Consider the following 20,366-nt stretch of genomic DNA (forward strand, 5'->3'; position numbering starts at 1 on the left):
CGCTAAGTTTTTCAAAAGGTTATTTATTATATTAACGAAAAATTTTTTAATTGATTTTAATACAAAGTCAAAAGAGATATTTACTACTGAAGTATTAATTAAAATTATATTGTGATTCATATTGTTCATCGCATTCTTTGGCACTCAGTCTGTATTCCTGTCGTGAAATACCGAAAATACGCCTGGTAGTTACTTTTCTCTTTACTGATGTAAACACATGATAAAATGTTTCGGTCGGCTGTTTTCTATATAATCGATTAGACATCTATTAATCAGCAATTTGGTTATCGATGATCTTTCATTAGCGATGATACGATCTTGTCTTGGTCGTTTATATCCTAATTATAAAAAAATACATTAGACTATTACTATTTTGCTACCTACAGTAGTAACAATTACTATCGATAAATTAATAAATAGCTGATATCAGAGAAAGCTGAGAATTTAAGCTTACTTAAATCATGACTAACCCAAAGGCTAAAATGTCTTAATATTTTTAATAATGGATCTATAGGACAGATTTTGTTAGGTAGCATACTTTTAGTCAGTGAAAATAACTTATTATGTATTTTAAACCATTAACAGTTTATTTCTTGATTAAAAAGAAGTAAAAAATATTAAAAGTGAGATGTAAATTTCTCAAATGAGGGCGAAGATCTTGCTGTGAACAGAACAGAATGAATAAAATGTGAATAATATAAAACTCTCTTCTATACACCAAGGCTTCTATATAAAAAACCCAGCGCAAGCTGGGTTTTTTATTAAAGAAGTTATTTAATTTTGGCTTCTTTATAAATCACATGCTTACGAACAACTGGATCGAATTTTTTCATTTCCAATTTTTCAGGCATAGTGCGTTTGTTCTTCGTTGTAGTATAGAAGTGGCCTGTACCTTCAGAAGAAACTAGTTTAATTTTATCGCGAATACCCTTAGCCATTTTTAAGCTCCTTAGTATTTCTCACCACGGGCGCGAAGTTCAGCAAGAACTGCGTCGATCCCTTTTTTATCGATTATACGCATGCCTTTTGCTGACACACGAAGTTTTACGAAACGTTTCTCAGACTCAACCCAGAAACGGTGAGAGTGCAGGTTTGGCAGAAAGCGGCGTTTAGTTGCATTCATTGCGTGTGAGCGGTTATTACCACTCATCGGGCGCTTACCAGTAACTTGACAGACTCGTGACATGTCTATTTCTCCAAAAATCTAATCAGCTCGAGCTCTATGTCGGGAATGACTGCCTCGTCAGACTTGGGAGCCTATCTCAGCAAATTTTCTTAATATAAAAAACAACTTAACTTCAGTAAAAATTTACTGAGATAGGCCCTTCTTGTCAAACCCGAGATCCTAAAAGGTGGCGTAGTATACGCCCTCTAGCGCTTTCACTCAAGCCCAGAACTAATAAAGTTGCTATTTATTAGTCAAAAAATAGTACTAGAGTAGGTCAAGCTCAACAAATGAAAGGCATTTCTTATGGGTGATGACAAAATGGTCAAGTAATTTTATGTCTATCAAACGGCAAGCATTGGCGATTCTTTCAGTGACAACTTTATCCGCTAAACTGGGCTCTGGATTACCTGATGGATGATTATGCGCTAGAATAATGGATACTGCATTTACCTTAACGGCCTGTCTTAAAATTTCTCTTGGATGTACCTCTACTCGATTTATGGTACCTTTAAACATCTCTTCGTAGCAGATAATTTGATTTTGGTTGTTTAAGAATAATACAATAAAAATTTCTCTATCTTGTCCAAGATAAAAATCAAGTAGATATTTTTTCAAGTGCTTAGGGCTTCTCATAATACTTTGATTAATAAGTTGTTGTGTGAAAAATCGTTTAGCTACTTCACCAATCGCTTGTAATTGTGAATACTTACAAACCCCTAGCCCTTTATGTGCTGAAAATTGTTGATAATCAGCCGTTAATAGTTTGTGAAGCGAACCAAACTCTTTTAATAAGTTTTCTGCTAACATTAAAACCGGAAATCCAGGCAACCCTGTGCGAAGAAAAATGGCCAAAAGCTCTTTGTCACTTAATGATGATGCCCCATAAGCTAAAAGCTTTTCTCTAGGTTGAAGTGCATAATTTATTTCGTCCATATATTTTTCCTATCTATTTCCCTGTCGCTTTAACAGGTTACAGTATGCCAAAATATGCGCCAAAATTTTCTAGCGTAGTTGCGTAGCGTTTTGCAAAAAAGTTTTTTTATGGATAAAAATTGATGCTATTCTCACCTAAACTTCAGCTTATGGTAATATCAGTAAATTCATCATTTGAATTTGGATAGATATGATGGCAGAACTTACAGGTAAAAATATTGTACTTGGCGTTAGTGGTGGTATTGCAGCTTATAAAACTCCGGAATTAGTTCGTCGTTTGCGTGATCATGGTGCAATTGTACGTGTGGTCATGACGAATGCTGCCAAATCTTTCATTACACCGTTGACACTACAGGCTGTTTCGGGCTATCCAGTTGCTGATGATTTCTTGGATCCTGCCGCAGAGGCGGCAATGGGTCATATTGAATTAGCTAAATGGGCAGATTTAATTATTTTAGCGCCAGCAACTGCAGATTTGCTTGCTCGTTTATCTGTTGGTATGGCTAACGATTTATTAACAACGGTCTGTTTAGCTTCAGAGGCAAAAATAGCTGTTGTGCCAGCAATGAATCAGCAGATGTATCGCGCTAATATTACTCAGCAAAATATTACACTACTTAAAGAGCGCCATGTTTTAATTTGGGGTCCTGATGAAGGTAGTCAAGCTTGTGGTGATATTGGCCCTGGTAGAATGCTAGAGCCGTTAGCTATTGTCGAGTTAGCTGAGAATAGTTTTCAGCATAAGCAAGATATGGTAAACCTGCATTTAGCAATTACGGCGGGGCCAACCCAAGAGGAAATCGATCCCGTTCGTTTTGTTACTAATCATAGTTCGGGAAAAATGGGTTTCGCGATAGCACAAGCGGCTGCAGAGCGAGGCGCTAATGTAACACTTATTACCGGTCCAGTTAATTTATCAACGCCAGTAGGCGTTAAACGTATTAATGTTGTTAGTGCGTTGGAGATGTATAACCAAGTACATAATATAATTGATAAACAAGAAATTTTTATTGGATGTGCTGCAGTTGCTGACTATCGACCTAAAGCGTTTGCAAAAGAAAAAATTAAAAAGCAGGCAGATGAAATTACTCTGACATTGGTAAAAAATCCTGATATTGTGGCAAGTGTTGGTAAATTGACTAAAAATCGTCCTTATGTTGTTGGATTTGCAGCAGAGACACAAAATATGGAAGAATATGCTCGTAATAAACGTATGCAAAAAAATCTGGATCTTATTTGTGCAAATGATGTTTCATTAGCTGATCACGGATTTAATTCAGAAAGCAATGCTCTGAATTTATTTTGGGAAGATAAAGAGATATATTTACCACATAGTCATAAATTAGAGCTTGGCCACCGTTTACTCGATGAGATACTTCAACATTATGAAGAAAAAAATAGACATTAAAATTCTTGATCCTCGTGTAGGAAATGAATTTCCTTTGCCCACTTATGCGACAGAAGGATCTGCTGGATTAGATCTGCGAGCTTGCTTAGATCAGGCTATTCAATTAGGACCAGGACAAACTGAGCTATTACCTACAGGATTAGCAGTACATATTGCAGATCAACAATTGGCAGCGGTTATTCTTCCTCGCTCAGGTTTAGGACATAAGCATGGTGTCGTGTTGGGAAATTTAGTCGGTTTAATTGATTCTGATTATCAAGGTGAATTGATGGTTTCGGTCTGGAATCGTGGTGATAGAAGTTTCACTATTGAACCGGGTGAGCGTATAGCACAAATGGTTTTTGTACCAATTGTTCAAGCCGAGTTTGAGCTTGTGCAAGATTTTGAAACCACAAAACGTGGTAGTGGTGGTTTTGGTCATTCAGGCCGCCAATAATATCTTGTTATTTATGAAATATTATCAATTTGTTAATTTTTTTGCTTTATAAATGATGAAAAGCAAGGATTGCATGGTCTGTTTTGTTGTTTTATCAGGGGGCTTGTTTAGCCATGGCAGGAAAAGAGATAGCAAAGAAGAAAAACAGGCGTGAGGAAATCTTGCAGGCGCTTGCGCAAATGTTGGAAACGAGTGATGGCAGCCAGCGCATTACCACAGCTAAGTTGGCAAGTCATGTTGGTGTATCTGAGGCAGCACTTTACCGGCATTTTCCGAGTAAGGGAAAAATGTTTGATAGTCTTATTGAATTTATTGAAAATTCTTTAATTTCGCGTATTAATCTGATTCTGCAAGATGAGAAAGACACCATTAGGCGTATTCGGTTGATTTTAATGTTGATCCTCGGTTTTGCGGAGAAAAATCCTGGATTAACACGAATAATGACGGCACATGCGTTGATGTTTGAGCAGGTTCAGTTACAAGATAGGATTAGCCAATTATTTGAACGTATCGAAGCGCAATTTAGACAGGTTTTAAAGGAAAGAAAAATACGTGATAAGCAAAGTTTTAGTTATGATGAGAGTTTATTAGCATCTCAATTATTAGTATTTTGTGAGGGTATGTTATCACGATTTGTGCGTTCAGAATTTCGTTATTACCCAACTAAAGAATTTGATGCACGCTGGCCTATGATTTTGGCGCAGCTACAATAATTAATTGTACTACTCACTCCGCCTGATATTTGGGCGGAGTTTTTTTTTGTACTAGTGGGTTAAAAATTACTAATTTTTTATTTGGTAAGAGGAGTGGTACCATAGTTCTCACGATAAGTTTTCATCATAGGCAAATGGGTTGACATATTCGGATTTTCACTTAAATAATCAATTAAATCATTCAAAGTGATAATAGAAAATACTTGGCATTTAAATTTTTTTTCGATTTCTTGCACGGCTGATAGGTTCTTTTCACCTTTTTCCTGACGATCTAGACTTAATATAACTGCGCTAAGTTTAGCTTTATGTCGTTTAATTATTTCTGCAGATTCTTTAATTGCCGTTCCTGCTGTAATAACGTCGTCAACGATCACAACATTTCCTTTTAATGGACTACCGACTAATTCTCCACCTTCTCCATGTTTTTTAACCTCTTTACGGTTGAAACAATAAGGTTTATCAAAGTGATAATGTTCAGATAGTGCAACCACCATTGTTGTTACGATCGGAATACCTTTATAGGCTGGACCAAAAATAATGTCACAAGCAGGATTATGATCCATAAATGCTTGGGCATAAAAATGACCTAGTGCAGCTAAATCTTTCCCTGTATTAAAGAGGCCAGCATTGAAAAAATAGGGGCTCTTGCGACCAGATTTCAACGTAAATTCACCAAATTCCAATGCTTTTTTTTTCATGGCGAGTTTAATAAATTCGCGCTGATAGCCTTTCATTAAATTTTCCTCTTTAATTATTTTCTTTTAATTTAACAGCTATAAAGACAGCTAGTAAGATGTAACAGTTTATTATTCTAATGCTTCTTTCTGTGCGGTAAAAATGGTTTGTAAGCCATTTTTTGCTAAAGAAAGTAGCGATAGCAGCTCCTCATGGCTAAATGGTTCACCTTCGGCAGTACCTTGAATTTCAATCATTTTACCATTATCCATCATGACAACATTCATATCTGTTTCTGCCACAGAGTCTTCACTATATTCTAGATCACAAATAGGTTTGCCATCCACTATGCCGACAGAAACTGCCGCAACCATCGATTTAAGCGGACTTTGTTTTAATTTTCCTTCTGCGACCATTTTATTTAATGCATCAGTTAAAGCGACACAGGCACCAGAAATTGCAGCGGTACGAGTGCCTCCATCAGCCTGGATGACATCACAATCTAGTGTAATGGTATATTCACCTAATTGTTTTAAATCAACAGCAGCGCGTAGAGAACGTGCGATAAGGCGTTGTATCTCCATGGTGCGACCTGTTTGTTTGCCTTTTGCCGCTTCGCGTATATTACGCGAATTTGTTGCCCGAGGTAACATACCGTATTCTGCTGTTATCCATCCTTGTGATTGGCCTTTTAAAAAACGGGGAACGCCTTCATCAATTGTGGCGTTACATAATACTTTGGTATCACCAAATTCAATTAAAACAGAACCTTCGGCATGTTTAGTATATTGGCGGGTGATTTTTATAGGGCGCACCTGATCAGCTTCTCTATTCTCTGGACGCATGGTGTTATCTCCTTAGTTAAATAATGTTGGTGGCGCATTATACGTTCTTCGACATTGAATGCCTATCCTATGCTTTCACTCAAGGTTATAATCTAATTTTTATTTATAGGAACGAAATATGATCCATAGTATGACCGCTTTCGCACGACGAGATATAAAAAGTGAATGGGGAAATGCGGCTTGGGAGCTGCGTTCCGTTAACCAACGTTATCTTGAAACTTATATTCGCTTACCGGAACAATTTAGAAGTCTGGAACCGGTTATTCGTGAGCGTCTACGTGCCAGATTAACACGAGGGAAAGTAGAGTGTAGTTTACGTTTTGAACTTAGCTCACATCAGCAGAGCGAATTAGTCCTGAATGAAGAGTTAGCTAACCAATTGATCAGCGCTGCTAACTGGATAAAAAAGAGTAGTGGTGAAGGCGAAATTAATCCATTAGAAATTCTTCGCTGGCCTGGGGTTATGTCAGCTCAGGAGCAAAATTTGGATGTTATTTGTACGCATTTACTTAAAGAATTAGAAATTGCTTTAGATGATTTAATTCTCAGTCGGGAAAGAGAAGGTAAGATGCTAAAGATAATGATTGAGCAACGGCTAGATGCTGTTTGTCAACAAATTCAAGACATTCGTCGTCAAATGCCTGAAATTTTAAAATGGCAGCGTGAGCGCTTACAAACAAAATTAGAAGAGGCAGAAATTCAGATAGATAATAATCGATTAGAACAAGAACTAATCATGTTAGCCCAACGTATTGATGTTGCAGAAGAACTTGATAGGCTGGATGCCCATGTTAAAGAAACACGTAATATTCTCAAAAAGCAAGAAGCTGTCGGCCGTCGGTTGGATTTTATGATGCAGGAATTTAATCGTGAAGCAAATACCTTGGCCTCTAAGTCTATTAATAGCCAAGTGACTAATTCTGCTGTTGAATTAAAAGTATTAATAGAACAAATGCGTGAGCAGATCCAAAATATTGAGTAGTATTTCATAACGATTCACAACAAATTATAAGCCAGAAGATACCTTGTATTGACTGGCTTTTTTACTATCGCAGCATGGTAGAAAGAAACACAATTCTAGTTGATCATTACAGTTTAATCGTTATGGGGGGGACGAGCAGGTTATTCTTGGATGGCATAAACAGTATTTGAATTACACTACGGTAAGCTGTCTATATTATCAATCTATACCACTAATAAATATAAGAGGTTCGATACATGGTTCAATACCACCAGCCATTTGAAGAAATAAAAAGAATTGATGAATCTGGTAGTAATTTGGTCGGTTAAAGCGCTTTCTAAGCAGCTAGAATATTCGGAATACCGTTATTTACGCCTGTTTTAGAATGAGCGAAAGATGACTGGTCCCATACATATAGGACACAATCTTGAAGACCATTTAGAAGATATTCTCGATATGGTCAATATTGGCTCAAGTGTACAAAGAAAATTAAAGCGTGTAATACTGACTTGTTATTACTTGAGGACATCTCTAATGACGGAAAAAAGCACTCAGTATTTTTTGTTACCATCACTTTTCTCGACAGCAATGGTTATCCATGATAATACGTTGGAAAACTTAATAGAAGAAGCGGCTATGGGAGCAAAAACTGTTGAATAGTTGGCACGGTAGTTACGTGGGTACATAAATTGTATTGATTTAATTGGTTGAATAATCCTTGCGTTGCATGTCGTTAGTCAAATCAGACAATTAATCAAAAATTAGCTTAGCAAAATATAATCAAATAATATTGCTAAGACGCTATTCAGTATTCAAAATCATAGTAGTTTATTAAGTTAAGGGTATTTTCTAAAATTGTTAGCATGGTTAAATAACACACTTGTAGTGCTATGATGTTATTTTTGTAAAAAAATGCTAATTAGTGACATTGTATTGAAAAATTTAATTATGAAAAGCGTCTATCAGAAAAATGTTACTTATTTAGCACATTTATTTTCATGAAGATTAAACTACTCATAATGTTTTTGTATCGTAAAATTCTTAGATAATTTGAATGTGTAGAATGTTCAATATATAACCGAGAGAAGTTTACAGCGCAATTGATATGTAGTTTAAATAGATTTTTAGAATGAAATATGGCTAATTAGCCGATATGTTGATTTTATTATAAATAAATTTGTAAGCAAAAGTTTATTTCTTTGTTAAGGTTAATATATTGATATATAAGTAAAAATTAAATTTTTAAGTAAGAAAAAAGAATTACTAATAGTAAATTATGATGAAAAAAAGCTATAAAGCCAGTAGAGACATCTTGCTTCTACTGACGATATGGCTTTATGATATTAAGAAATAAATTTCCATGGTGTTGGCTAACTTGGCAGCCTGACCTTAGATGAGGTCAGGTTTTTTTATTGTTTTTATATAAATCTAATAGTGACTTTACCTTTTTTTATGCTTCGATTGTAGTTAGACTTAAGTCTAGTTTTGCACTATACTTTTGTTCTTACATGGAAGTTGTTATGTATTTTTGGGGGAGTAGCTGGATGTCAAAGGCTTTTTTTGATAATGATACGATAAATAATGTAATAAAAAACTACTTAGATAGAGAATTAGCGGTTTTTGGGGAATTTAGATATGCATATATTATTCTGAATAAAAGAAATCCAGCGGAATTGTTTGCGATAACAAATTATCCAGATCAGTGGGTTGAAATATATAAGGAAAGGAATTATCAACAAATTGATCCCGTTGTTATCTTTGCTCTGAATAGAGTTTCTCCTTTTGAGTGGGACGAAAGTTTGTCTATTAATTCTAATGTTGATTTCTCCAAAATTTTTGATATTTCGAAAGATTATAATGTTGTAAATGGCTACACTTTTGTATTACACGATTATAACAATCGCCTTGCTATGTTATCAATTATGATGGTGAGTTCGGAAGTTGTGGAAATAAAAAAGAAGATAAAAGAGCATAAAAATGATTTGCATATGCTTCTTCTTGATGTTCATGAAAAAATCACCTCTCTGTATCGAGAGATGATTAGACAAAACTATCAGAACCCAGCAAGTGGAAAAGAGTGTTTTTCACCACGCGAAAATGAAATTTTATATTGGGCTAGTATGGGAAAAACCTACTCGGAAATTGCAACCATACTAGGCATAAAATTGGGTACAGTAAAATTTCATATTGGCAGTGTTGTGAAAAAATTAGGCGTTATGAATGCTAAGCATGCAATAAGACTTGGTGTCGAATTACAACTCATTAAACCTGTCTCCAAATGATGGATATATCAATGGCCATTTTTTTAAATTATTATTAACTAGGCTGTCATAATGGCTCCTTATCCTTCCAATTAACTTATTTTGATTTCTAGAATCTATAGGCAAAAGCAGTAGATACACTTTTTCATTTTTTTCTGATAAACCTTGTTCGATGATTGAAACTTCCCAACCTGATCGCTCTACTACTTTTAACATAGCATGGCTGATAATAGTAAGAATCCCATCATAATCGCCTTTTTGCGCATAATTAATCATTGCTAGACATAGTATAAAAAAGACGGGATATTTGTCGCAATTTAGTTCTTTTGTTCGGTCCTTGGCCACAAAAAAACGGCTTGATTCAATATAGTTTCCTTTAGGGAGATTGAGATGTTTGAAAAAAGGTGCAAATGTGCCTGTAATCATGTTAGGAAATTGCATTTCAATAAATCTGACACTACAGATGATGGTGTTATTTCTTACGCCAAATAGATAGTTAGTCTTGTCATTATCATATTCATCAAACTCCATGCCATTAATACAATTTACTGCCCAGTTAAGCCGATCTTTAAATGTTTCTTTTCTTAACGTAAATAATTCTTTTGATTTTTTTTCAGTCAAAAGGTTATAGTTCACATCGAATATTTCTAACATTTTTTCTCCATTATTTCATTTACTCGCAGATCCTATATTTAAAATTACTAAAATATTTCTATCTAGCGATACTATTTTTCGATTTCCACTATGGGTAACAATGCCTATTATATTTTGCCTTCTCTATAATTTTTTGTACACTAGTGGTGTTAAGTTTATATGTGAGTTTTGAGATGGAACTAACTGACTTATAAGGAATATTTTAGTTGAAGTGTAAGTCGGAGGTGTAAATTAATCAGACAGTTTTTAATTAAAAGTTAAAAATTTTTATAGATGAAGTTAGCTATACTAAAAAGACATAAAAAGCGTTTTATTGATAGCGTTGGTTTTAAGAAAGTAATCCATATATTTATAGTATAAAAAATTAAAGTATTTATTAAGATAACTGAATTATCCGCTAAAAATATATTTTATTAACATAATCATTGAAAATTTTTTATTTAATTATTTTAATGAGAGTATTTGCAATATTTATAATAAATTTCACCTTTATCAAAGAAAGTTAATAATTAAAGCACACGGTAAAAGTTTTATCGTATAATGTAGTAAGCCGAATCAATACAGCCCGTCAGGGTCATAAGTAAAATAAATGATATGGTTTTTATACTTATGGCGATATATTAAATCAGAGGTCACCATGAATAAAAAAGGAATAAAAAGAGTTGGCGTTTTAACCAGTGGTGGTGATGCGCCAGGAATGAATGCTGCTATTCGTAGTGTTGTGCGAATGGGACTCTCTGAAGGTTTAGAAGTTTATGGTATTTTTGATGGTTATATGGGGCTTTATGAAAATCGAATAAAAGAACTTAACCGTTTTAGTGTTTCGGATATTATTAATCGTGGCGGTACTTTCTTAGGTTCTGCCCGTTTTCCTGAATTTCGTGATAGTGAGAAGGTAAGAGCCCAAGCTATTGATAATATGAAAAAACATAATATTGATGCCTTGGTTGTCATTGGTGGAGATGGTTCTTATCGCGGCGCAAAGAGGATCACTGAAGCGGGCTTCCCTTGTATCGGTGTACCTGGAACGATTGATAATGATGTTGCTGGTACTGATTATACGATTGGTTATTTCACCGCTTTGGATACCATTGTTGAGGCAATTGATCGTTTACGTGATACCTCAACTTCCCATAAACGTATTTCGATAGTTGAAATAATGGGGCGCCACTGCGGTGATTTGACTTTATCTGCGGCGATTGCTGGAGGCTGTGAGTTTGTGATATTGCCCGAAATACCTTTTGATAAGGAAGAGTTACTAACAGAAATTAAATCTGGCTTAGCAAGAGGTAAACGTCATGCGATTGTTGCTATTACTGAACATATTTGTGATGTTAATGAATTGGCGAAATATATTGAAAAAGCAACGGGTCATGAGACACGGGCAACTGTTTTAGGTCATATTCAGCGGGGTGGTAGCCCAGTAGCGAGTGATCGTGTTCTGGCATCCCGTATGGGCGCTTACTCTATTCAGTTACTTTTACAAGGGTATGGTGGTCGCTGTGTTGGTATCCAAAATGATAAACTTGTTCATCATGATATTATTGATGCAGTTGAAAACATGCAACGTAAGTTTAAGCAGGATTGGTTAGATACGGCGAAGAAACTTTATTGACTTTCTTGAACGGATTGGATTGTAAGCGGTAAAGTTGCGATATAAGCCTCATAAATTTATGAGGCTTATATGGTTTTATTGCGTAATGGTTGTAAGTTTAGTTAGCCATTGTGTTATGCGTTGCTTCTCATCGTCATTGAGCCACATGCCTAATTTAGTTCTACGCCAGATGGCATCATCTAACTCTGTAACCCACTCATTTTCGACTAAATAACGTAATTCAGCTTCATATAAATTATGCCCAAAAGCTTCACCTAGATCTGATAACGATTGTGCTTGGTTTAAGATCAAATTGCTGTTACTACCGTAAGTACGGGCATATCGCAATGCAATTCCTTCTGGTAACCATGGATAGCGTTTACGTAATAGTTGAGCATAACCATCACGATCATAACCTTCAATATCACCACCAGGTAGTGTTGCTTCTTTAGTCCATGCTTTGCCAGTATTAGGGTAGTAATGCGCTAATTTATCGACCGCATGTTCGGCAAGTTTACGATATGTGGTTAATTTCCCACCAAAAACAGATAATAGAGGTGCTTTTCCTTGTTCATCATGGATGTCAAGTGTGTAATCACGTGTAATGGCTTGAGGTGAATCAGATTCATCATCACATAATGGACGTACCCCAGAGTAAGTCCAGACAATATCTTGCTGTGTTAACTGTTTTTTGAAATGATCGTTATAAACTTTTAATAAGTAATTGATTTCATTATTATCGATGTGGACATTTTTTGGATCACCTTGGTATTCGACATCAGTAGTACCTATAATAGAAAACTCGTCCATCCAAGGAATAACAAAGACAATACGGTGATCTTCATTTTGTAAAATATAAGCTTGTGATCCGTCGTGGACACGAGGTACAACAATATGGCTACCTTTAATTAGTCGGATACCGTAGGGAGATTTTAATTGTAACCCTTCATCAAAGAAAGATTTAACCCAAGGTCCAGTTGCGTTTACTAATCCTTTTGCTTGCCAAGTTTCTTTTTTACCCGTACGTAGGTCTTCTGCTTCCACGACCCAGAGCCCGTTCTCACGCCAGGCTCTCGTCGCTTTAGTACGAGTTCGAACTTCACCTTTATGTCTAAGAACTTCTTGTGCATTGAGGACGACTAAGCGTGCATCATCTACCCAACAATCTGAATATTCAAAACCTTTTGTTAATTCTGATTTCAAGACAGAGTTTTTACCAAATTTTAGCCCTTTACTGCTAGGTAGACTGGTACGTTTACCTAGATGATCATAAAGGAAAAGGCCAGCACGGATCATCCAGGCAGGGCGAAGATGAGGTTGATGAGGTAGGCGAAAACGCATAGGAAAAGCGATATGGGGAGCAAGCTTAAGCAAAACTTCACGCTCGGCAAGGGCTTCACTGACTAAACGAAATTCATAATGTTCTAAATAGCGCAATCCGCCATGGATCAGTTTGGAGCTAGCAGAAGAAGTTGCGCTAGCAAGATCTTGAGCTTCTAGTAGTAATACTGATAATCCTCGACCAGCAGCATCAGCGGCAATACCTGCACCATTTATACCACCACCTAGCACAATTAAATCTTTTATTTCCATGCGTCCCCCAATGTTCGAGATTGCTCAAATATGTTCGTTTTCGCTCACAATTTTAATCAAATTAGATTCGAAAGCCAACTATTATTAAGCGGAAAAAACCATAAAATTAATGCCATTTATCATTTGATGGAAAAATAGACCAAAATAGCAAACTAATTTAGAAAATGAGTATTTAATTTGGAGAGAATATGAGCTTATAAAGAAGTATAGCTACAGAATAGAGCAGGAAATGAGAAAATTTCCTGCGATAAGACGAACATTAGCATATTTCAAGGGTTACATTATGATGCTCAATCATTTTGTGGATGTTTGCAGGAGGTGCTTTGTCAGTAAAGAGATAATCAATCATCTCCATACTGCCTAGGTTGACCATTGCATTGCGACCAAATTTTGAGTGGTCAGTGACCAGCATAACGCAACGAGAATTTTCAATAATTGCTTTTTTTGTCCGTACTTCATGGTAGTCAAACTCGAGTAATGAACCATCCTCATCGATACCACTAATGCCTAAAATACCAAAGTCAAGACGGAATTGAGATATAAAATCTAAGGTTGCCTCACCAACAATTCCTCCATCACGGCTACGAACTTCTCCTCCTGCTAAGATCAAACGAAAATCTTCTTTGGGCATAAGTAGGATTGCAACATTAAGATTATTAGTTACGATCCTTAAATTTTTATGATTTAGCAAAGCAAAGGCGACAGCTTCTGGTGTGGTACCGATATCGATAAATAATGTAGCCCCATTAGGAATTTGGCGTGCAACATGTTGGGCAATCCGTTCTTTTTCGTTCGACCACATCATTTTACGATCATGGTAAGCCGTATTAACAGAACTTGAAGGAAGCGCGGCACCTCCGTGATGACGCTGAATTTTATTTTTTTCCGCCAGTTCATTGAGATCACGACGAATAGTTTGTGGGCTGACATTGAAATATTCAACTAACTTTTCAGTACTTACATAGCCTTGAATACGGGCAAGTTCGATAATGGCATCATGGCGTTGAGTTTGCTTCACAAAAACCTCAAGTATCACTATATATATTGGTTATGTTTTGTATTATCTGGTTTATGTCTATTATCCCATAATCCCATTAATAAACCGATAATTAGACCGGCAGTGTGCGCCGTGTTAGCTATCTTCATACCAAAAATGTCAAAGTAACCAAGAAATAACCATAAAACAGCAAATATCATTAACCCTCGAGGAATAGAAATACCTTTTGCTGGGTGACGTTCACCGGTTAACCAAACGTAACCTATTAACGAGAAAACCACGCCGGAAAGGCCACCAAAAGCAGAGCCACTAAAGAGCGATTGTCCCCAATTACTAAAAAGAGCTGATACGATAGTAATGACAAATAGCTTACCTGTACCCAATTGGCGTTCTACTTGACTACCTAAATACCACCACCACATTAAATTAAATAAAATATGCATTAATGAAAAATGGAGTAAGGCAGGAGTGAATATTCGCCAGATTTCAGTGTATTGAATACTTGATGGCCATGCAAGATAAGCCATTACGGCGTCATTACCGGAAATTAACATCCAAATATAAATAAAAATAGCTAAAAAGAAAACGATAATGGTTAGTGGTCCAGATTGTTTTTTTAAATAATCGAAAGTGAGATAATTACGGTAGCCAAATTTTTTATCAATATGTCCAGTTTGCCAACTTGCCGCCTGATAACGGGAGTTAAGAGGATCTTGCATAAACAGTTTTAGTTCTTGTTGTGCTTGCTCAAACTTATTTTCATCCTGCAACCAAAGATCAAAGAATTTCCCTTGGGGTTCAGCGCGTATTTCAATAACAATGTTTTGCATTGCCATATAATCAATAAATGCTTGTGCTAATCTAGGATTTGCTATCGAAATTAAATGGATCATAGCCTGTTATATCGCTTAAGAGAGTGAATTGATAGTGTGTGGATATTCTCTCGACCATACTTCAAAACCGCCGTTTATGCTATAAACAGTTTCGAAGCCCGTATTAACCAAATATTGTGCTGCGCCTTGACTACTATGGCCATGGTAACATATTACCATTACCGCCGTGTCAAGGTCTGTTTGCGTAATAAAGTTATTCAAGGTCTCATTTGTAAGATGGTAAGCACCAGTAATATGCGCTGAATGAAAACTTTGTCGGTCACGAATGTCGACCACTATGCTATTATCTGTTTGCCAAAGTTTATAGGCTTGTTCAACTGTAAGTAATTGAAAATTATCCATAGTAATCTGTGTTATATTATTTTATGTTCGGAAAAATAAGATACTCTCTATACTCTTAAAGAGTATCTATCTTTAGCAAAAAGGGGTAATTATTTTAATAATAAGAGTGATCACCACGCTGATGTTCAGTTAAATCTTTCACGCCTTTCAATTCGTCTGGAAACATATTTAGCAACTGCTTTTCAATACCTTCTTTTAAAGTGATGTCGACCATTGAACAACCATTACAACCCCCACCAAATTGTAGGATGGCATATCCATCATCAGTGATTTCCATTAATGAAACCCGTCCTCCATGGCCAGCTAACTGTGGATTAATTTGTGATTGAATAACATATTCCACTCGTTCAATCAATGGCGCATCATCTGCAACTTTTCGCATTTTAGCATTAGGTGCTTTTAAAGTAAGTTGAGAGCCTAATTGATCCGTTACGAAATCAATTTCAGCTTCTTCCAGAAAAGGGGCACTAATTTCATCAACATAGGCTGATAGTTTAGCAAATTTAAGTTCAATATCAGTCGATTCAATAGCATCAGGAGGGCAATAAGAGACACCACATTCCGCAGAAGGTGTGCCAGGATTGATAACAAATACGCGAATTTGTGTACCAGGTTCTTGATTTGCCAATAATTTGGCAAAATGAGCTTGTGCTGCTTCAGTAATATTAATCATCGTCGATGCTCAACTTTATCATTTTAGTATGTTTATCATACGCTCTTTTCATTACTTTCTACAAGGTTCTGCATATTGCCCAGGCTTGTACTGAATTTGCACCAGCACTAATGAGCAATTTAGCCACTTCGTTCATTGTTGTTCCTGTTGTTATGACATCGTCAAGTACAGCAATATGGCAATCTTGAAACGTTTTTTTTATCCTAAAAGCGTTACTCAGATTTTGGATGCGTTTTTTAGCAGAAAGTTGAGTTTGTGGTAGTGTAGCACGAGTACGAGTAATTGAATTAATTTGATATTGGCATCCTAACCAATAAGCTAGCTGTGTTGCCATTAAACTAGCTTGATTAAATCCACGTTGCCAATGTTTACCATGATGAAGCGGTATTGCTATTATGATATCGGGTTTGCGCCAGCGTTGCTGACGATATCCTTGTTGCCAATAAAGTAGAAATAAGCGTGCAAGAATAAAGGCAATTTGGGGAATTTTTTTAAATTTGTACTGCTGTATTAGCTTACTTAATGGTGGTATGTAGGGAGTAATGGCAACAAGATTGTGCCAATAGGGTGGCGTTTGTAAGCAGCGACCACAAGTAAGGGTGAGTTGTTCGATGGGTAAAGCACAGTGATGACAAACTTGTCTTAGATAAGGTAAATGTTTTAAACAGTAGCGACAAATGCCATGAAAGCGATATTTTAGTGTTTGGTGGCATAGCCAACAGTATCCAACCATTGTTAACATAATGATGTCCTTTTTTATAAGTATAAAGAGAGAATAACTATGACAACACTGTTTTGGCAGCAGTCGGGTAAAGGAAAACAAGATATTGTGCTATTGCACGGATGGGGATTAAATGCAGAAGTTTGGCGTACCATTGAAGTGGGATGTGGTTCCCATTTTCGTCTGCATCTTGTTGACTTACCTGGCTATGGTCGTAGTCATCTTTTCCCGCCGATGTCGTTACAACAAATGGCAGAAGTCATTTGGCAAAAGGCGCCAAAGCAGGCTATTTGGTTAGGCTGGTCGTTAGGCGGATTAATTGCCAGTATCATTGCTCTTAACCATCAAGTTGAAATTGCGGGTTTAATAACTGTGGCTTCGACGCCATGTTTTAGTCAGCAAGAAAACTGGCCAGGTATTAAACCTATGGTGCTTACAGGCTTTGAACAACAATTACAGGCTAATTTTCATCGTACAGTAGAACGTTTTTTGGCATTGCAAACATTGGGCACTAAAACAGCACATGAAGATATACGTTTATTAAAAACAGTGTTACTGAAACAGCCGTTACCTTCCGTAGCTGTGTTAAACGCAGGTTTAGAAATTTTGCGGACAACTGATTTACGGCAATCTTTATTAACACTGAATAAGCCTTTTTTGCGCATTTATGGTGATCTTGATGGTTTAGTGCCCAGAAAAGTCGTACCAATAATAGATGGATGGTTACCAAATTCGCCCTCAGTGATAATAAAACATGCTGCCCATGCCCCTTTTATTTCCCATCCTAAGCAGTTTATTCAACTGTTAGTAAATTTTTCTAGCCAATTGGAGAAATAAATATGGTGAGTCAGAATAGAATTAAAAACGTTTCTTATGCTAATAAAGTAAGCGTTAATTTATCAAAAAATTAACGCTTACTTGCATAAATCAGACAGTAGTCACTTGATAAATTTTTAGGTTACACTTTTTTGTCTCAGGGCAAAACTTACAACTATGACCTGTCAAACAGGATGATTGATCAATTTGTTCTAATTTTCCCATAGCGGTTAATTTATCTAACATAGCTTCAATCATAGGTAAGGATGCAGAGCATTTCTGACTAATTTGGTAAGCATCCGTTCTACCATACAGCGCAACCATATCTCTAACTTGCAATAAACTGATCATATCGTTCCTCCTAATGACATGAACCACGTTCACGGTGGTTACATTTTTGGACATTATGATTAAGTTTTAGTGTTATGCGTTTACGTGAATGGCGTAACAGTGTGATTAGCAGCAGGTTAAAGGCGACGAGCAAGCCAATAACCACAGCACTATACTGTGGGTGTTGTGAGAAAGTGGCTATTTGGTAGAACAAGGCAGAGACCGAATAAGCGACATTCAAGCCCCATAGAATAGAAAACGTCATCCAGCTTCGATTTGTTTCGCGAGCAATGGCACCTAATACAGAAATGCAAGGAACATAAAGTAGCACAAAGATTAGATAGCTATAGGCTGATAAAGTCGATCCGAATCGTGCCGCCATGGCACCCATTGTACTGCTGTCCATGTCACCATCACCTTTACTTGCTTCAATAGGATTGGATAAGACACTTAAACTAAATGTTTCTTTCAGGCTATCCCAAGTTTCATTCACGGCATCCTTTAATTCATCTAATAAATTAAATTGCTCGGCATCAAAAGGTGCTTGGGTAATATTTTCGGCAGTGTACAGTGTGTTCAATGTTCCGATAACAACTTCTTTTGCTAATGCGCCCGTAATAAGCCCAACGGTTGCTTGCCAATTATCATCGTTGATGCCAATAGGTTTTAATAGCGGGGTAACGGTTTTACTTACTGACGCTAATGCTGATTGGTTAATGTTATCAACAACCTTACCGGATAAAGAAAAACTATTAAGTGCACCGATAATCATACTAGCAATAATAATTACTTTTCCCGCTCTTAACACAAAACCTTTCAGTCTTTGCCAAGTTTGTAATAGTAATGTTTTTACGTGGGGTACATGGTAGACCGGTAATTCCATGATAAAAGGCGAAGAAGCCCCCCGTGCAATAGTATATTTCAATAACAATCCGGTTAGGATAGCAATAATGATACCTAATAAATAAAGAGAAAAAACAATACTTGCCCCATTTTTGCCAAAAAAAGCGGCCGCAAAGACAGCAAAGATAGCCAGTCTTGCACCGCAAGACATAAAGGGCGCCATCAAAATGGTGATTAATCGTTCACGCGGGGTATCTAATGTCCGTGCTCCCATAATAGCTGGCACATTACAACCAAAACCGACAATTAAAGGAACAAAAGATTTACCAGGCAGACCTAGTGCTTGCATTAGCCTATCCATGACAAATGCCGCGCGAGCCATATAACCTGAGTCTTCCAATATAGAAAGGAATAGATACATTAAACCAATTTGAGGAACTAAAGGTAATACCGTGTTGATACCTCCGCCTACCCCTTGGGCAAGGAAAACCGTCAGCCATTGTGGTAAATTAAAAGTATGGCCAATCCATTGAATTCCATGAATGAAAATGGCTTCTGAGCCACCTTCAAACAGGGGTTGTAATGCACCACCAATATTGATAGCAAGTATAAACATTAAATACATGATAAAAAGAAATGTAGGCAGCCCAAGCCAGCGATTAAGGACAATCTTGTCAATAAATTGCGTTAAGGTATTCGGTTTTGCCGTTTCAGTATTAATGACTGCTTCGCAAATGGTTGCAATAGTTTGATAGCGTGCATCAGCGATGATAAGTTCAGGCTCTTCAGGTTGTTTGGACTGCAAATGTGCTTTAATTTTACCTAATTTATCAGTGGGAATAGCGGTACGTTCGAGGCTATATATATCGCCTTCTAATATTTGTAGTGCTAACCAACGGCGCTGTTGATGACTGAATTTATTATGGTCGATAATTTGAGTTAATTTTTCTACTTCAGTGAGCAAAATATCGGGATAGTGGATGAGGGTTGCAATAAGATTATTACTATGTTGATCAATAGCTTGTTTTAATTTGCTAATACCTTTCGCGCGAGTCGATACGAGAGGGATAACAGGGCAACCTAGGCGTGTTTGTAGTTCATCAATATTAATGTGAATATTTTGGTTTTCAGCAATATCCAACATATTCAGTGCGACGATACAAGGTATACCTAATTCAATAAGTTGTATTGTTAGATAAAGATTTCGTTCGAGGTTAGCGGCATCGATAACATTGATCAACATATCCGCTTCGCCACTTAGGATGAAATGACAGGCAATTTGTTCATCGAGTGAGGTTTGTTCTGAAATCGTGGTTAATGAATAGGTGCCAGGCAAATCAACTAATTCAATATCGTATTCCGAGGTTGCAAAGCGGCCAACTTTTCGTTCAACGGTGACACCAGCCCAATTTCCAACACGTTGGCGCGCGCCTGTTAATTGATTAAAGAGTGTTGTTTTACCAGCGTTAGGGTTGCCAATAAGGCCAATAGTTAATGATTTCATAGTTCT

22 protein-coding genes are annotated in these 20,366 nt (G+C 36.6%); 8 read left to right on the forward strand and 14 right to left on the reverse strand.

Going from position 1 to position 20,366, the window contains the following annotated elements; translation table 11 throughout:
- Window positions 1–770 precede the first annotated feature (770 nt).
- The 3 genes from rpmG to radC form a co-directional block, all read right to left on the reverse strand.
- Complete coding sequence (gene rpmG, locus ArsFIN_RS03675) at window positions 771–938, reverse strand: 50S ribosomal protein L33 (RefSeq protein WP_026821921.1); 168 nt, start codon at window positions 936–938, stop codon at window positions 771–773.
- A gap of 11 nt (window positions 939–949) precedes the next feature.
- Window positions 950–1,186 (reverse strand): 50S ribosomal protein L28, encoded by a 237-nt coding sequence (gene rpmB, locus ArsFIN_RS03680; protein ID WP_026821920.1) that lies wholly within the window; start codon window positions 1,184–1,186, stop codon window positions 950–952.
- A gap of 246 nt (window positions 1,187–1,432) precedes the next feature.
- On the reverse strand, window positions 1,433–2,101 hold the full coding sequence (radC, locus tag ArsFIN_RS03690) for a RadC family protein (protein WP_026821919.1): 669 nt from the start codon (window positions 2,099–2,101) through the stop codon (window positions 1,433–1,435).
- Window positions 2,102–2,294: 193 nt separating this feature from the next.
- On the opposite strand from radC, the gene coaBC reads away from it, so the two are divergent.
- The 3 genes from coaBC (at window position 2,295) to slmA (ending at window position 4,658) form a co-directional block, all read left to right on the forward strand.
- A complete protein-coding gene (gene coaBC, locus ArsFIN_RS03695; RefSeq protein ID WP_026821918.1) occupies window positions 2,295–3,509 on the forward strand; it encodes a bifunctional phosphopantothenoylcysteine decarboxylase/phosphopantothenate--cysteine ligase CoaBC in 1,215 nt (404 codons plus the stop codon).
- Window positions 3,487–3,945, forward strand: coding sequence for a dUTP diphosphatase (gene dut / locus ArsFIN_RS03700; RefSeq protein WP_026821917.1), 459 nt, complete (start codon window positions 3,487–3,489; stop codon window positions 3,943–3,945). The genes coaBC and dut overlap by 23 nt, the downstream gene beginning before the upstream one ends.
- Window positions 3,946–4,058: 113 nt before the next feature.
- Window positions 4,059–4,658, forward strand: coding sequence for a nucleoid occlusion factor SlmA (slmA, locus tag ArsFIN_RS03705; protein WP_026821916.1), 600 nt, complete (start codon window positions 4,059–4,061; stop codon window positions 4,656–4,658).
- Window positions 4,659–4,735: 77 nt separating this feature from the next.
- Here the strand turns inward: slmA and pyrE are convergent, their stop codons facing one another.
- Window positions 4,736–5,392 (reverse strand): orotate phosphoribosyltransferase, encoded by a 657-nt coding sequence (gene pyrE / locus ArsFIN_RS03710; protein ID WP_026821915.1) that lies wholly within the window; start codon window positions 5,390–5,392, stop codon window positions 4,736–4,738.
- Between the two features lie 72 nt (window positions 5,393–5,464).
- Window positions 5,465–6,178, reverse strand: a complete 714-nt coding sequence (gene rph, locus ArsFIN_RS03715; RefSeq protein ID WP_026821914.1) for a ribonuclease PH — start codon at window positions 6,176–6,178, stop codon at window positions 5,465–5,467.
- 118 nt (window positions 6,179–6,296) lie between these two features.
- Between rph and ArsFIN_RS03720 the strand changes: the two genes are divergently transcribed.
- The 3 genes from ArsFIN_RS03720 (at window position 6,297) to ArsFIN_RS03725 (ending at window position 9,421) form a co-directional block, all read left to right on the forward strand.
- Window positions 6,297–7,160: a YicC/YloC family endoribonuclease gene (locus tag ArsFIN_RS03720; RefSeq protein ID WP_026821913.1), complete on the forward strand. Its 864-nt coding sequence runs from the start codon at window positions 6,297–6,299 to the stop codon at window positions 7,158–7,160.
- Between the two features lie 513 nt (window positions 7,161–7,673).
- The gene (locus ArsFIN_RS28110; RefSeq protein WP_276324655.1) at window positions 7,674–7,799 is read left to right on the forward strand and encodes a hypothetical protein; all 126 of its coding nucleotides are present in this window, start codon (window positions 7,674–7,676) and stop codon (window positions 7,797–7,799) included.
- A gap of 884 nt (window positions 7,800–8,683) precedes the next feature.
- Window positions 8,684–9,421 carry a helix-turn-helix transcriptional regulator gene (locus ArsFIN_RS03725; RefSeq protein ID WP_026821911.1) on the forward strand — a complete coding sequence of 246 codons (738 nt, stop codon included), beginning with the start codon at window positions 8,684–8,686 and terminating at the stop codon, window positions 9,419–9,421.
- Here the strand turns inward: ArsFIN_RS03725 and ArsFIN_RS03730 are convergent.
- Window positions 9,392–10,054: an acyl-homoserine-lactone synthase gene (locus tag ArsFIN_RS03730; RefSeq protein ID WP_026821910.1), complete on the reverse strand. Its 663-nt coding sequence runs from the start codon at window positions 10,052–10,054 to the stop codon at window positions 9,392–9,394. The two genes, ArsFIN_RS03725 and ArsFIN_RS03730, sit on opposite strands and share 30 nt — an antisense overlap.
- 637 nt (window positions 10,055–10,691) lie before the next feature.
- Between ArsFIN_RS03730 and pfkA the strand changes: the two genes are divergently transcribed.
- Entirely contained in the window at window positions 10,692–11,669 is a 978-nt protein-coding gene (pfkA, locus tag ArsFIN_RS03735) for a 6-phosphofructokinase (protein ID WP_026821909.1), read from the forward strand.
- Between the two features lie 75 nt (window positions 11,670–11,744).
- Here pfkA and glpD read toward each other — a convergent pair whose 3' ends face one another.
- The 6 genes from glpD to gntX all read right to left on the reverse strand — a co-directional run bounded on the left by glpD (window position 11,745) and on the right by gntX (window position 16,888).
- Window positions 11,745–13,241: a glycerol-3-phosphate dehydrogenase gene (gene glpD, locus ArsFIN_RS03740; protein ID WP_026821908.1), complete on the reverse strand. Its 1,497-nt coding sequence runs from the start codon at window positions 13,239–13,241 to the stop codon at window positions 11,745–11,747.
- 259 nt (window positions 13,242–13,500) lie between these two features.
- Window positions 13,501–14,259, reverse strand: coding sequence for a DeoR/GlpR family transcriptional regulator (locus ArsFIN_RS03745; RefSeq protein WP_026821907.1), 759 nt, complete (start codon window positions 14,257–14,259; stop codon window positions 13,501–13,503).
- Between the two features lie 17 nt (window positions 14,260–14,276).
- The gene (gene glpG / locus ArsFIN_RS03750; RefSeq protein ID WP_026821906.1) at window positions 14,277–15,131 is read right to left on the reverse strand and encodes a rhomboid family intramembrane serine protease GlpG; all 855 of its coding nucleotides are present in this window, start codon (window positions 15,129–15,131) and stop codon (window positions 14,277–14,279) included.
- 15 nt (window positions 15,132–15,146) lie between these two features.
- The gene (glpE, locus tag ArsFIN_RS03755) at window positions 15,147–15,473 is read right to left on the reverse strand and encodes a thiosulfate sulfurtransferase GlpE (protein ID WP_026821905.1); all 327 of its coding nucleotides are present in this window, start codon (window positions 15,471–15,473) and stop codon (window positions 15,147–15,149) included.
- A gap of 94 nt (window positions 15,474–15,567) precedes the next feature.
- Entirely contained in the window at window positions 15,568–16,146 is a 579-nt protein-coding gene (gene nfuA, locus ArsFIN_RS03760; protein WP_026821904.1) for a Fe-S biogenesis protein NfuA, read from the reverse strand.
- Window positions 16,147–16,204: 58 nt separating this feature from the next.
- The gene (gene gntX / locus ArsFIN_RS03765) at window positions 16,205–16,888 is read right to left on the reverse strand and encodes a DNA utilization protein GntX (protein WP_026821903.1); all 684 of its coding nucleotides are present in this window, start codon (window positions 16,886–16,888) and stop codon (window positions 16,205–16,207) included.
- 39 nt (window positions 16,889–16,927) lie between these two features.
- Here gntX and bioH point away from each other — a divergent pair, with 39 nt between their 5' ends.
- Window positions 16,928–17,704 (forward strand): pimeloyl-ACP methyl ester esterase BioH, encoded by a 777-nt coding sequence (gene bioH / locus ArsFIN_RS03770; protein ID WP_026821902.1) that lies wholly within the window; start codon window positions 16,928–16,930, stop codon window positions 17,702–17,704.
- A gap of 90 nt (window positions 17,705–17,794) precedes the next feature.
- Here the strand turns inward: bioH and ArsFIN_RS03775 are convergent, their stop codons facing one another.
- Both ArsFIN_RS03775 and feoB read right to left on the reverse strand, forming a co-directional pair.
- On the reverse strand, window positions 17,795–18,034 hold the full coding sequence (locus ArsFIN_RS03775) for a FeoC-like transcriptional regulator (RefSeq protein ID WP_026821901.1): 240 nt from the start codon (window positions 18,032–18,034) through the stop codon (window positions 17,795–17,797).
- A gap of 10 nt (window positions 18,035–18,044) precedes the next feature.
- Window positions 18,045–20,360 (reverse strand): Fe(2+) transporter permease subunit FeoB, encoded by a 2,316-nt coding sequence (gene feoB / locus ArsFIN_RS03780; RefSeq protein WP_026821900.1) that lies wholly within the window; start codon window positions 20,358–20,360, stop codon window positions 18,045–18,047.
- Window positions 20,361–20,366 lie beyond the last annotated feature (6 nt).

Source organism: Arsenophonus nasoniae (assembly GCF_004768525.1).
Classification (GTDB): Bacteria; Pseudomonadota; Gammaproteobacteria; order Enterobacterales; family Enterobacteriaceae; genus Arsenophonus; species Arsenophonus nasoniae.

What these genes read in the sequence shown, in the direction of transcription:
- rpmG (WP_026821921.1), bottom strand. Translation starts at nt 938, where the DNA reads ATGGCTAAGGGTATTCGCGATAAAATTAAACTAGTTTCTTCTGAAGGT.
- rpmB (WP_026821920.1), bottom strand. Translation starts at nt 1,186, where the DNA reads ATGTCACGAGTCTGTCAAGTTACTGGTAAGCGCCCGATGAGTGGTAAT.
- radC (WP_026821919.1), bottom strand. Translation starts at nt 2,101, where the DNA reads ATGGACGAAATAAATTATGCACTTCAACCTAGAGAAAAGCTTTTAGCT.
- coaBC (WP_026821918.1), top strand. Translation starts at nt 2,295, where the DNA reads ATGGCAGAACTTACAGGTAAAAATATTGTACTTGGCGTTAGTGGTGGT.
- dut (WP_026821917.1), top strand. Translation starts at nt 3,487, where the DNA reads ATGAAGAAAAAAATAGACATTAAAATTCTTGATCCTCGTGTAGGAAAT.
- slmA (WP_026821916.1), top strand. Translation starts at nt 4,059, where the DNA reads ATGGCAGGAAAAGAGATAGCAAAGAAGAAAAACAGGCGTGAGGAAATC.
- pyrE (WP_026821915.1), bottom strand. Translation starts at nt 5,392, where the DNA reads ATGAAAGGCTATCAGCGCGAATTTATTAAACTCGCCATGAAAAAAAAA.
- rph (WP_026821914.1), bottom strand. Translation starts at nt 6,178, where the DNA reads ATGCGTCCAGAGAATAGAGAAGCTGATCAGGTGCGCCCTATAAAAATC.
- ArsFIN_RS03720 (WP_026821913.1), top strand. Translation starts at nt 6,297, where the DNA reads ATGATCCATAGTATGACCGCTTTCGCACGACGAGATATAAAAAGTGAA.
- ArsFIN_RS28110 (WP_276324655.1), top strand. Translation starts at nt 7,674, where the DNA reads ATGACGGAAAAAAGCACTCAGTATTTTTTGTTACCATCACTTTTCTCG.
- ArsFIN_RS03725 (WP_026821911.1), top strand. Translation starts at nt 8,684, where the DNA reads ATGTCAAAGGCTTTTTTTGATAATGATACGATAAATAATGTAATAAAA.
- ArsFIN_RS03730 (WP_026821910.1), bottom strand. Translation starts at nt 10,054, where the DNA reads ATGTTAGAAATATTCGATGTGAACTATAACCTTTTGACTGAAAAAAAA.
- pfkA (WP_026821909.1), top strand. Translation starts at nt 10,692, where the DNA reads ATGAATAAAAAAGGAATAAAAAGAGTTGGCGTTTTAACCAGTGGTGGT.
- glpD (WP_026821908.1), bottom strand. Translation starts at nt 13,241, where the DNA reads ATGGAAATAAAAGATTTAATTGTGCTAGGTGGTGGTATAAATGGTGCA.
- glpG (WP_026821906.1), bottom strand. Translation starts at nt 15,131, where the DNA reads ATGATCCATTTAATTTCGATAGCAAATCCTAGATTAGCACAAGCATTT.
- glpE (WP_026821905.1), bottom strand. Translation starts at nt 15,473, where the DNA reads ATGGATAATTTTCAATTACTTACAGTTGAACAAGCCTATAAACTTTGG.
- nfuA (WP_026821904.1), bottom strand. Translation starts at nt 16,146, where the DNA reads ATGATTAATATTACTGAAGCAGCACAAGCTCATTTTGCCAAATTATTG.
- gntX (WP_026821903.1), bottom strand. Translation starts at nt 16,888, where the DNA reads ATGTTAACAATGGTTGGATACTGTTGGCTATGCCACCAAACACTAAAA.
- bioH (WP_026821902.1), top strand. Translation starts at nt 16,928, where the DNA reads ATGACAACACTGTTTTGGCAGCAGTCGGGTAAAGGAAAACAAGATATT.
- ArsFIN_RS03775 (WP_026821901.1), bottom strand. Translation starts at nt 18,034, where the DNA reads ATGATCAGTTTATTGCAAGTTAGAGATATGGTTGCGCTGTATGGTAGA.
- feoB (WP_026821900.1), bottom strand. Translation starts at nt 20,360, where the DNA reads ATGAAATCATTAACTATTGGCCTTATTGGCAACCCTAACGCTGGTAAA.